The 12034-nt window shown below is 33.4% G+C and carries 11 protein-coding genes and 1 tRNA gene; 3 read left to right on the forward strand and 9 right to left on the reverse strand.

What is annotated here, in order from left to right:
- Positions 1-216: 216 nt before the first annotated feature.
- From J5G60_RS11995 to J5G60_RS12005, 3 genes are read left to right on the forward strand one after another with little or no spacing between them, the layout of a single operon-like run.
- Positions 217-411: a spore coat associated protein CotJA gene (locus J5G60_RS11995; protein ID WP_229981753.1), complete on the forward strand. Its 195-nt coding sequence runs from the start codon at positions 217-219 to the stop codon at positions 409-411.
- A gap of 22 nt (positions 412-433) precedes the next feature.
- On the forward strand, positions 434-688 hold the full coding sequence (locus J5G60_RS12000) for a spore coat protein CotJB (protein WP_150358186.1): 255 nt from the start codon (positions 434-436) through the stop codon (positions 686-688).
- Between the two features lie 12 nt (positions 689-700).
- Positions 701-1273 carry a manganese catalase family protein gene (locus J5G60_RS12005; protein ID WP_150358185.1) on the forward strand — a complete coding sequence of 191 codons (573 nt, stop codon included), beginning with the start codon at positions 701-703 and terminating at the stop codon, positions 1271-1273.
- 56 nt (positions 1274-1329) lie between these two features.
- On the opposite strand, the gene J5G60_RS12010 is transcribed toward J5G60_RS12005, so the two are convergent.
- The 9 genes from J5G60_RS12010 to J5G60_RS12050 all read right to left on the reverse strand — a co-directional run bounded on the left by J5G60_RS12010 (position 1330) and on the right by J5G60_RS12050 (position 11902).
- On the reverse strand, positions 1330-2079 hold the full coding sequence (locus tag J5G60_RS12010) for a DUF3307 domain-containing protein (RefSeq protein ID WP_150358184.1): 750 nt from the start codon (positions 2077-2079) through the stop codon (positions 1330-1332).
- Positions 2073-2945, reverse strand: coding sequence for a SatD family protein (locus J5G60_RS12015; protein ID WP_150358183.1), 873 nt, complete (start codon positions 2943-2945; stop codon positions 2073-2075). The genes J5G60_RS12010 and J5G60_RS12015 overlap by 7 nt, the downstream gene beginning before the upstream one ends.
- Positions 2946-3215: 270 nt before the next feature.
- Positions 3216-5048 (reverse strand): cell wall-binding repeat-containing protein, encoded by a 1833-nt coding sequence (locus J5G60_RS12020; RefSeq protein WP_179977864.1) that lies wholly within the window; start codon positions 5046-5048, stop codon positions 3216-3218.
- Between the two features lie 87 nt (positions 5049-5135).
- Positions 5136-6884, reverse strand: coding sequence for a cell wall-binding repeat-containing protein (locus J5G60_RS12025; RefSeq protein ID WP_179977865.1), 1749 nt, complete (start codon positions 6882-6884; stop codon positions 5136-5138).
- Positions 6885-7184: 300 nt separating this feature from the next.
- Positions 7185-7269, reverse strand: a tRNA-Leu gene (locus tag J5G60_RS12030).
- A gap of 25 nt (positions 7270-7294) precedes the next feature.
- Positions 7295-7894 (reverse strand): lytic transglycosylase domain-containing protein, encoded by a 600-nt coding sequence (locus J5G60_RS12035; protein ID WP_150358180.1) that lies wholly within the window; start codon positions 7892-7894, stop codon positions 7295-7297.
- A 42-nt stretch (positions 7895-7936) separates the two neighbouring features.
- On the reverse strand, positions 7937-8536 hold the full coding sequence (gene coaE / locus J5G60_RS12040) for a dephospho-CoA kinase (RefSeq protein ID WP_150358179.1): 600 nt from the start codon (positions 8534-8536) through the stop codon (positions 7937-7939).
- A 23-nt stretch (positions 8537-8559) separates the two neighbouring features.
- Positions 8560-11211, reverse strand: a complete 2652-nt coding sequence (polA, locus tag J5G60_RS12045) for a DNA polymerase I (RefSeq protein WP_150358178.1) — start codon at positions 11209-11211, stop codon at positions 8560-8562.
- A 136-nt stretch (positions 11212-11347) separates the two neighbouring features.
- Complete coding sequence (locus J5G60_RS12050) at positions 11348-11902, reverse strand: MEDS domain-containing protein (RefSeq protein WP_150358177.1); 555 nt, start codon at positions 11900-11902, stop codon at positions 11348-11350.
- Between the last annotated feature and the right edge of the window lie 132 nt (positions 11903-12034).

The raw sequence follows: 12034 nt of genomic DNA on the forward strand, positions 1-12034 counted from the left end.
CATTTCATATTTAGTTTCATATATTTTATAATAATATCTAATATGATTATATCATTAAATAACAATATTTAAAACCTATATTGATAAATTTGCCAAAGTTCTCATATACAGATCTAATAGTATCTCTCAAATAAGTTTCATGTACATGATTTATGTTAACACAATTTTTGATAATGAATATATTATCATTGTAAAAGAATATAAGAGGTGAAAATAGTGTATTCAAAATTTGCTCCCTATATGAATCCAGAACAATATATGATCCCTTCCATGTTTGCAGCTGATTCAGGTAAAAGATTAGCACAGGCCTATGTGCCTATGCAGCCTTATATAGGCTTGCTTCCTTTAAATGTGGCACTTCAAAAAGGTACCGTATTTCCTAATCTGGTCATACCTTATCCAAATGATTAATATAAAATAGGAGGAAATAAATATGAAAGATGGTAAAAAATTATTAGATAAGATACGACAAGTGGAGTTCGCCGCAGTAGATTTAAATATTTATTTAGATAATTTTCCCGATAATAAAAAGGCTCTGGCTGATTATAATACCTTATCAAAACAACTTATGTACCTAAAAAGAGAATACGAAGCAAATTTCGGAATGCTTATTAATTTTGGATTTAGTCAAAGCGAATATCCCTGGTCCTGGACAAATCAACCCTGGCCTTGGGAAAGAGGAAACTAGGAGGTCACATATATGTGGATTTATGAGAAAAAATTAGAATATCCTGTTAATATTAAAAGTAAGGATATAAGAATGGCTAAATACCTTGTTGCCCAATACGGAGGACCCGATGGGGAATTAAGTGCTGCTCTCAGATATTTAAACCAGCGCTACACCATGCCTACAGGAAAAACTAAAGGTTTACTTACTGATATCGGTACAGAAGAATTAGCACATGTAGAAATCATAGGTGCTATGGTATATCAACTCACAAAAAATGCTACTGTATGTGAACTGGAGGAAGCAGGTTTAGGTGGACATTTTGTTCAGCATGGACGTGCACTTTACTGGCAAGATGCCAATGGCTTTCCCTGGACTGCCACCTATATAACCGCTACATCAGATCCGATAACGGATCTTCATGAAGACATGGCAGCAGAGCAAAAGGCCAGAACAACTTATGAGCATTTGATAACTTTAACGGATGATCCTGATATAATAGATGTGCTTAAATTTCTGTGGGCAAGAGAGATAGTCCATTTTCAGCGTTTTGGAGAGGCACTTGTACACGTTCAAGATAAAGCAGATTCTAAAAAATGCTTTTAAATTTCAGAACTGCCGGCATTTTTCAATGCCGGCTTGTTTTTTGAGTTCTATTTAGTTTATAAAAGCAAGCCCTTCAAAATCAGAGTGGCAACAATAGAGATAGCAATGCTCATTAGGGTGCCCACTAAGTATTTTTCAGCGAACTCCCTATCATTGAGTTGATTGAATCTGGCTAAACTCTTTGCAGTTAATACCAATCCAATAGTGGGTAATTGGTCCTGCAGTACCAATGTTGCTACAATAATCCGTTCAAGGATGCCTATGGTATATCCTGCATTATAATTCGTCACAGCATCTTCATCATCATTATTATTATATTCTTGGTTAGAAATATATGAAAGCATCTTTTTCACAGTAATTGCTGCAGGCTGCAGTATCACTAAATAAACCAGCATATAGACTATGCCATTATTGATACTCGCTTTTCCAAATGCATATAGAACCGATTGCAGAAATCCTCCAAGATGCGTGTCCAAATTGAAATAGCAAGAAACGACAAATATGATACCCAAGTGTAAAATCTGATCGAAAAAATAGCAAAAAATTTGAATATGTGCAGCAGCTTTCCTATCTACAAGAATCCTTACATAATCGATCACCAAATGTGATATGCCTATAATAACTGCCGCCCCTATAGCACTCCTGATATCAGTAGATATAAATAACATAGTTGTAATTACAAAGGCATAAATCCCACAATGTTTCAGCAACTTTAAAAAATGCTGCCGCTTTTCTACAGACATCTTTGATGACTGTAATACAAAATCTCCAATTAAATGAGAAATAACAAGTAATAAAGTTACCATTGTCTCTCCTCCGAAATATATTGATTCATTAATTTCAGGGCAACAATAGCTGAATTCCTCGCTTGATAGATATTACCCGCTCTTATGGATTTGTCCATGTTCTGTCTGCTTGTTCCCAACAATTTTGCCAATTTTGCCGGAAGTCCTTTGACTTTTCCGGAAGATACATAAAATTGCTCTTCATCAGCAAGGGCGTTTATAGGATTACATCCAAAGCTAAAATCCATTGGTACCGACAAAGGATATTTTTGAATGTTTCGACTGGATTTCCACCTGACATAATATCCAATTTGATTTTTTTGTGCAATTAAAGAATTCATCTCCTCAAAGTTGTTAAATTTAAGTGCACCATTTATATCAATAGGATACATCAATTCTGAAAGTAAAAATAGTTCATTTTGATATTGGCTCTGATTTTTTACAAGTATGGCTGCTGTACTTATAGCTGAATTAATATAAATATCATTCTGGCCCTTCGAAAACAGAAGGATAGAATATCCCAGAGAATCCTCCACATTATTGATGGCATATCGTGCATTATGGTATGCCGATCCGTCCTGTTCAGTAGAAATGCCGCTGTCTATCCTTACGCTCCACTCTCCTACACCAATTCCGGCCCGGATTTCAACAGGAAAAATCAGCATATTAAACAACCGAAGGTAGAGATAGGCAGCCTGAGGCGAAGAAAACAGCCCCTGCACCTCATCGCCGGCACTGAATACAACATTGAGTTCCAGTACATTAGCAAATATTTTGTTCAAAATCAAAATAGCATTTTTAATATAATTTTGGAGGTTAATCCGATCGAAATGCTCATAAGATCTTGATTTTTTTAAATCAATAATCAGAGCTGAGTATTTTTTCATATCCCTCACCTCAGATTAATTGTACAATATTCAAGAACAACATGCAACCATTTTGGGTTGCTATATGTATATGCAACCATTTTAGATTGATATATAATAATTTTTACCTTATTCTATCTAGCGTATAAATAATCATTCAGATTATTTATATATATGTTAAAATTGTCACTTCCATTACTTGTTTTAATCTTACTATATTTTACATTTCATATTTATTGCAAAAGGAAGTCTCACAGTTCTTAACTGCTTAGCTTCCTCAACTTAAATTTATTATTTCAATTTATTTACTGAACTGTCCGGCAATACACCAGTTCCTCCAAGTGTGTAAATGTTGGTAATGCCTTTTGAATTTACAAAACTCTTTATACTTGTCAGGCTTGTATTATTATCTGTAAGTATTATCGGAGATTGATATTTAGCTGAAAGTACACTGCCTGATATTGCGTCTGGATAGTCATTCCCATTTACTAAAGTTATATTTTTTGAACCTAAGTCAAACTCTTTTGCTATTGCCAGAGAAGTTTCATATCTGCTTGAACCTGCCAATCTAATTACGCTGGAAGAAGATAATCCTGCCGAGTTCTGTACTGCTGCTGCCACATCACTAGAAATAGCCCCAGTTCCTCCAATTATATAAACTTTTGAAGGTTTTTCAGTAGATAGATATGTTTTTACATAATCTGGTAGTGAATCATGTCTGGTTAAAAGTACCGGATAGCCCTTGTAAGAAGCTATGGAAGATATTGAAAGTGCATCCGGAAAGTTTTCTTCACTGGCTATTATTACTGGCGTACCTGCTTCAACTGAAAGCTCCTGTACTATCTGCTGTGCAGTTCCTTCTCTCGTTGCCCCTCCAAGTCGGACAATATTATCACTGCTGTAGCCCTTTGAAACAAACCAGTCTTTGAAGCTGTCAGGTACCACTCCTGTACCGCCCAGCAAATAAATGTGTCCACTTTTTGAAAGCTTGGAAGCTATGTAATCAAGACTGTCTGTACTGTCCTGCAATGAGCCTACAAGAAGAATGGGGCAGTCCAGTTTCTTAGCCAGCGTTGAACCTGCCAATGCGTCTGCAAAACCATATCCATAGGAAATTACAACATTATCAAGAGTTCCGGTACCTACATACTGTTTTGCTATAGCAAGAGATGTCTCAAAGCGGTCTTTTCCTGCAAATCTTGCTGTAGTAATATTGGAATTAGTAGGGTCTGTTGGATTAGTAGGATCATCGTTGCTACCTCCAGAACCATCTTTTAAATGCCCAAATTCATCATATTTACTTGGGTCATAGGTGGAATTACTAAAGTTTGCTGGTTCATCACCTGTTATTGGTCCATAATGTACAAATCCACTATCTTCATTAGTAGTGCCGACATGTACTGTTCTACCTTTAGTATCTAATAAGTCAGAATAAACCACAGCATATCCGTTTTCATCTGGTACTACTGGTGTATTTTTTCTACTCCAGTTTATATATTGACCATTGTTATCTGTTGAAACATTTCGGTCTAGAAATGGCTTAGGATTCATAAAGTCTGCATTATTAGTAGTATACCTTGCTAAATATGGATAATATTCATACTGATCAACTCCTGCTTCCATTGCATTATTAAAATAAAAAAATTTGCCGTTAAGAAATGATAGTTTAGAATAAATTCTTTCTAACGTACTATTTTCATTTATGTACATTTTACGAATTTCAATAAAGCTATCAAATACACCTTCATCTGATTTGTACTGATAATGATATATTTTACCATCTAAATTAAATTTACTTATCTCTGGAATTACACCGCCAAAATCATTTAATGTGAGCATATTAGGTGCTGCTTCTACTTTATAAGGAGAGGACATTGCTTCTTCATAAGTCATACTTTCCGACATCCTAGCAGGCGTTGTAATACCTTCACCAACCTGCCCTGTAGCTGTCTGTAATGGTGCTTTCTGTGCCTTATTTCCATCCTGTATAGTTTCATCTACAGTTTCATCATATGCGTAAACCTTATTGCTTAGGTTTTCAGCAGTAGTATATTGTGGTGCTACAAGTGGTGTAGCCAATATTCCTAATGTCAGCAATAAGCTAACTATTTTCTTTCTGTTCATCTTTACCAACTCCCTTTTATTATATGAATTACATAAGAGGCTAACACTTAGTCTAAATACTCTCCTATACATCTGAAATATGTCTAGCTAGTTTCCTGTTGGCGAGGTCTCGGGTATCTTTGATAGATCGTATGCAAGATGCCTATACATATCTAGGTTGTATACTGGTAATATTCCCGCTGTATTCTCTATAGTATTATCTGATATAGCACCAGTGCCTCCCAAGAAAGTTATTTTTGCTTGATTAGCGTTTAACCTAATTACATATTCCCTAGACTGGATTACAAGTCCATTATCTGAAAGAATTATTGGTGCATTATTTTCTGCTGACAATATACTTCCCGATAGTGCATCTGGATAGTCCAAACCACTTGCTACAGTCACATTTTGACTATCAGCAAAGAACTTTTCTCCTATAAACTTTGATGTTTCATATCTGTCATTTCCATTAAACCTCGTTATCTTATCATCGGATAATCCCGAATATTGCTTTATTTGACTAAGAACATTCTTATCTACTGCACCAGTTCCACCTGCAACATAAACCTGAGATGGTTTAACCTTTGCCAAATAATCTTTAGCATAGTCTGGCAGATTATACGATGTAGTAATTACTATTGGATAGCCTTTTGAAGCGGATACAGGCGACATGGATAGTGCATCTGGGAAGTTTTCTCCATTTGCTATAATAACCGGAGTACCTGTTATTACATTCTCATTTTCTGCTATCTTACTTGCTGTCTCATATCTATTTGCACCACCAAGCCTTACAATATTACTTTCTGAATATCCATTCGCAATAAACCCGTCTTTTATACTATCTGGGACTGCACCTGTGCCTCCGAGGATATATACATGACCGTCTTTTGACAATTTTGAATAGATATAATCCAGTGTCTGCTTGTTCTGCTCTGCACTTCCCAAAAGGAATATTGGCGAATTTAATTTCTTTGCCAGCATTGAACCTGTAAGAGCATCTGCAAAACCATAGCCGCTAGTAAGTACAACATTATCTAACTTCTTATCTCCTACATACTGTTTTGCTATATTTAAGGAAGTCTCAAACCTAGTCTGACCGCCTATTCTGGTATTATCAATCTGCGTCTTAGTTGTCTTTTCTCTGTTTTCATCGTTATATATAGAATAATTTAGGTTATTCTGGTCTTTGCTTGGGTCATTGCATCCTATGACATCGACTTTATGTTCATCTAACTGAACACCAATTTCTTGTTGCATCCAATATCCTACCTCGTACAGACGTAACGGAGAACCAACCATTTGATTAGCATAAAAATCTGTATATTTATTTACATACGGTTCATATCCTTCTGTGTCAAGGCCCTTAAACATACCTCCCCATCCACCGTGATAATAACCGTCAGTACCTACACTATAACTAGCTACTTCTTTACAAAGCTGACCATATTGGTCTATATAAAGCCTATTTAAATAGGATATCATAGTACCATCACTGAAATTAAATCTGACTATTGCACCTGCATAATTAAGATTCATAAATTCATTATTTAATACAGTAACAGCAACATCATTTATATATGAACCAGTCTTAGTATACTGCATTAACCCATAATTATGTGTAGCATCTACATCAATTACTTTATATTTACTTAATATTTTATTTACTTCACCAGCTTTTTTACCTGCAATTTCTAGGTTTAGAGGTGTTAGCGTTCCGACATACCCTGCTGCTGTAAGGAGTGGCATCTTTTCTCCCAATGTCCCATATCTTGTATCATAATCCATAGCTTGTAAAAATCCTGGATTTCCTACTTCTTCTGCCTTAACACTTGTTATACTACCTAAGCTAGATATCAATAAACCAGCACTTAATAGAATTGCTGTTAGCTTTCTTCTGTTCATCTTACATTTCACCCCTTTTTTCGAGTTATTTCTTGTTGTTTTCTATATTGTAATACTTTATTAACACGTTGTCCATTTATTTCACATTATAGATACAGTTGGAATAAACAGTCACATTCTGAGACATAAAACCCATTACCCATAAAATAAGACAAAATAAAAAAGTGCCACAAGCCTATAACATTTTTACTGTTTAGACTTGTAGTACTTTAAGCATATTACATCATATAATTTTCAATATCTGTCTAACAATTTTGGTGCGAAAGACGGGACTTGAACCCGTACGATTTTACTCACACGCCCCTCAAACGTGCGCGTCTGCCTGTTCCGCCACTCTCGCATACAATAAGTATTATAATGGGTTTTTACATAGTTGTCAACCAAAATTGCAGAAATTTACGAGGAAAATCACTCCTGTCAGCTCTACCATATAAATACTTGTAGACTTTATAGCTAACTTCAACCTTTTTGATATACTTATCTGTCTCCTTAAAAGGTATATAGTGAAGATTCTCCCCATCTGCTGAATGTTGAGAGTCTTTCAACCATTTTTGCACATTTCCCCTTCCTCCATTGTAAGCAGCTAGAACAAGCTTCATATTGCCATCAAACTCTGTGCTCAAATCCTTCAAATACCAGCATCCCATTTTAATATTAAATTCCGGATCATTTAACATGTCTTCCCTAAAACTTCTTATATCCATTTTCTCCGCTGCCCATTTTGCAGTATCTGGAGTTATCTGCATAAGACCTATGGCATTTTTGCTGGATCTGATATCTGCTTTAAAATTGCTTTCCGTTTTAATTACAGCCATCACAAAATATGGATCTAAGTTATAATCTTTAGAGTACTTTACTATATAGTCTGAATATCTTAAAGGAAAATAGTATCTTACAATGTTCTTTGCATTTAATACTGCCATTGCCACTATCATAATTACTACTATTTTGCTTATAAATTTCAATCTCATCTATGCCCTAAATATTATTTTAAGGCACTTCACCCCCTAAAATTTTATATTGAGCTTACTAAATATTTTTTCTAACTGTCTTCTGGTGTTCTCCAATGTGCCTGAATTATCCAATATAAAATCTGCATATTTTTTCTTTTCTTCTAAAGACATCTGTGAATTTATTCTCTGTATTACCTGAGGCTCTGTGAGTTTATCTCTCTTTTCCACCCTTTGTATTTGGACCCTTTTATTTACCCAAACCAATAAAACCAAGTCTAAGTTTTTATGAAATTGATTTTCTATAAGGGTAGCTCCGTCTACTATACATATCTTTTCATTGTCTTTTTCCAGTTTATTCATGTTATTTAATATTTCTCTTTTGATAAAGGGTATTATAATATTTTCGTATTTTACCCTTTCACATTCATGTGAAAATATATAATTTCCAAATTCTTTTCTCTTAAGTTTTTTTGAACTATCTATATATCTTTCTCCAAAAATTAATTTTATATCGTCCATTATAGCAGGATATTTTTCAATTACATTTCTGGCTATATCATCTGCATCTATTATTTTTATACCTCTTTCCAGGAGCATACTGGAAACAGTACTTTTACCACTGCCTATTCCTCCTGTAAGGCCTATTTTAATCACAGCAACCCCTCTTTTATCTATATTTACTTGGCTTCATACCAATTACTGCCCATGTTTATGTCCACCTCTAGGGGAACTTTTAAATCCAATACATTTTCCATTTCCATCTTCACAATATTCTTTACTCTTTCAAGCTCCTCTTTGTATACATTTAAGATCAATTCATCGTGTACCTGAAGTATAAGTTTACTTCTTAGATGTTCCTTCTCTAATCTTCTATACACATTGACCATAGCTATCTTTATAATATCCGCTGCACTTCCTTGAATAGGAGTATTCATAGCAAGTCTTTCTCCCAAGGCCCTTACTATTTTATTAGAAGACTTTATCTCAGGTATAAATCTTCTCCTATTCATAATCGTAGTAACATAAAAATTCTCTCTAGCTTCTTTCACTATATTGTCCATATATAATTTAACATTAGGATATCTTTCAAAATAAGTATCTATATAGAGTTTAGCTTCTTTTCTGGATATATTTAAACTTTTACTCAGGCTAAAATCACCTATACCGTATACTATACCAAAGTTTACTGCTTTTGCATTGCTTCTTTGAACAGGTGTAACTTCATCTATTGGTACTTTAAATACTTCTGAAGCAGTTTTAGTATGAATATCACTGTGATTTATAAATGCACTTATCAAATTTTTATCATCTGCAATATGGGCAAGTACTCTAAGTTCTATCTGAGAATAATCAGCTGAAAGTATAACACATTCCTCATTATCGGGCACAAATATTTTTCTTATTTCTCTGCCCATTTCATACTTTATAGGTATATTTTGAAGATTGGGTTCTGTACTTGAAAGTCTTCCAGTAGTAGTCACTGTTTGATTGAAACTGGAATGAATTTTGTCATCCTCCTCTATAACAGTTTTAAGACCCTCAATATAGGTAGAATACAATTTAGTCAGTTGTCTGTAATACATTATATTTTCAATTATAGGATGTTTCCCTTTCAGTTTTTCCAGCACTTCCGCATTAGTGGAATATCCTGTTTTAGTTTTTTTAATTACAGGTAGATCCAGTTTCTCAAAAAGTATTTTGCCAAGTTGTTTGGGAGAATTTATATTAAACTCTTCTTCAGCAAGAGAATATATTTGATTTTGCACTTTATCTATTTCCAGTTTAAATTTATCTTCCTGCTGTAAAAGTCTATTCCTGTCAACTTTAAATCCCTCATATTCCATAGATGCAAGTACAGGTATAAGAGGCTGTTCCACTTCATAAAGAAGTTTTTCCATATTTCCCTCCTCTATTTTCTGTCTTAATACAGAATAAACTTTTTCAAGCGCAGCCGTTTCTTTTACAAAAATATCTTTATCTTCCTCTGAAATATCCACTGCTGTATACTCTTTAATAATATCCAAAAGTTCATAATTGGACTTGGATGAATCTATAAGATATGCTGCTATCTTTATATCAAATTTTATTTTTGAAAGTTTTATACCCATCCTATGCAATATGCTGCAGGGAGATTTTACATCATAACTGATCTTATACAAGTTGGGGTTCTCAAATAGAGCCTTCATTAATTCAACAGTGTCATCCTCGTTCTCATCATATAATTTGCTCACATCTATCTCAAAATTTTCTTCCCCTGAATTTATAAATATTTTATCTATGAAATTTTTAGAATATGTTTTGCCGTTGACTACATTAAAATTTATATACAATAAATTGTCTTTTATTTTTGAACCTGACAGATAATGCACAAAATTTTTTAACTTATTTAAATCATCTACATGATTGACTTTTACTCTATAATCCTGTGTCTTACATATTTCATCCTTCTCTCTCTGCTTTGAACCCGGTATTTTGTTTATGAGAGATTTAAATTCAAGTCTTTCAAATAATTTTTTTAATCCTTCGGCATCATATTGTTTCTTCGATTCAATGGAACTTAAATCCATTTCTATGGGAACATCTGTGACAATAGTAGCAAGTTTTTTGCTAAAAGCAGCCTGTTCCATATATTTTTTTAAATTTTCCCTCAGTTTTTTACCACTGATATTATCTATATTCTCAAATACATTTTCTATGCTTTTATATTCTCTTATTAATTTAAAAGCAGTCTTCTCACCTACGCCAGGAACACCAGGTATGTTATCCGAGCTATCTCCCATAAGCCCTTTAACATCTATGAATTGCGTAGGAGTTACACCGTACTCTTCTACCATTCTGCTCCTATCATATATTTCCTTTTGTGTAATTCCCTTTTTAGTTATGATTATTTTAACCTTATCTGTAGCCAATTGAAGGGCATCTCTATCCCCTGTAATTATATATACCTCTATGCCTTTATCTTCAGCAAAAACAGATAGTGTTCCCATCAAATCATCTGCTTCAAACCCATCTATTTCAAAAATATTTATGGACATCATATTTAATATTTCCTGTATTATAGGAAATTGCTGTGATAATTCAGGAGGCATTTTTTTTCTTCCAGCTTTGTATTCAGTATACTTATCATGTCTAAAAGTAGGTGCACTCTTATCAAAAGTGCAGACTATATAATTGGGTTCGATCTCCTTTTTCATTTTTAACAACATATTTAAAAAACCATAAACTGCATTGGTATGTACTCCCTCCGAATTAGTTAGATCCGGCAGCGCATAAAATGCTCTGTTCATCAAGCTGTGACCATCTAATATCAACAGTTTTTCATTATCCATCAAATTACCTCCAAAATCATTTCCTCAATTATTTACTATCAATTTTGAGTTGTCAACTATTATATAATATCACCCTTATTATAAATTAGAAACAAGATAATGTAAATTTAAAATAATCCTAACTTAAAAGCTAGGATTATTTTAAATTTAACAGTTCATCCCATTTTTTTAGTTTACCACCATATAGTCTAAAAAAATGATTTTTATAGGATTCCCTTATGATATTATCATTTATAAAGTTTTTATTATTTAAATAATCTTCAAAATCATAAACACACATAAAAGATGCCCTAGTACCTAAAATTATATTTGATATATTTTTATCAAAATATAAGAAATCTTCAGCAGAGGTTCTTGAAATCACATAGCCAATTTGCATAATGAACCTTGCCCCTGTATAACCTTTCTCAATATTTTGCCCTATACATTTTGAAAGCTTTACTTTTACTTTTCTCAATCCCATTTTCTTATAGTAGTCCATCATATTAATTACATCAAAATATTCTATATATTTATTGTATTCACCTAGGTACTCTAATAATTTAAAATATATTCTATCTTCGGTACAAATATAGATTTTTTCCCCTTTGTCAGCGCCATCTTTAATATATCGATGCATATTTACGATCAAATGTCCTAATCCACAATAGTAAAATGAAGAATGATATCCAAAAATATTACTGTTAACCATAATTATTATCCTCTTCAAATAGATTTATTATTTATATATTCTACATAATATGTAAATACTAATGTCTCTTATAAAAATCTCCGAGCCAACGAGACCGTACTAGATATAGTATTCAGTCTTCTTCTTGAAAAA

It is taken from the genome of Clostridium sp. HV4-5-A1G (genome assembly GCF_900184915.1).
GTDB classification, from domain to species: Bacteria; Bacillota; Clostridia; order Clostridiales; family Clostridiaceae; genus Clostridium_B; species Clostridium_B aromativorans.

Bases quoted from the DNA above. Each gene is read 5' to 3' on its own strand.
- J5G60_RS12000 (WP_150358186.1), top strand. From the start codon at position 434: ATGAAAGATGGTAAAAAATTATTAGATAAGATACGACAAGTGGAGTTC.
- J5G60_RS12005 (WP_150358185.1), top strand. From the start codon at position 701: ATGTGGATTTATGAGAAAAAATTAGAATATCCTGTTAATATTAAAAGT.
- J5G60_RS12010 (WP_150358184.1), bottom strand. From the start codon at position 2,079: ATGGTAACTTTATTACTTGTTATTTCTCATTTAATTGGAGATTTTGTA.
- J5G60_RS12015 (WP_150358183.1), bottom strand. From the start codon at position 2,945: ATGAAAAAATACTCAGCTCTGATTATTGATTTAAAAAAATCAAGATCT.
- J5G60_RS12020 (WP_179977864.1), bottom strand. From the start codon at position 5,048: ATGAACAGAAAGAAAATAGTTAGCTTATTGCTGACATTAGGAATATTG.
- polA (WP_150358178.1), bottom strand. From the start codon at position 11,211: ATGGATAATGAAAAACTGTTGATATTAGATGGTCACAGCTTGATGAAC.
- J5G60_RS12050 (WP_150358177.1), bottom strand. From the start codon at position 11,902: ATGGTTAACAGTAATATTTTTGGATATCATTCTTCATTTTACTATTGT.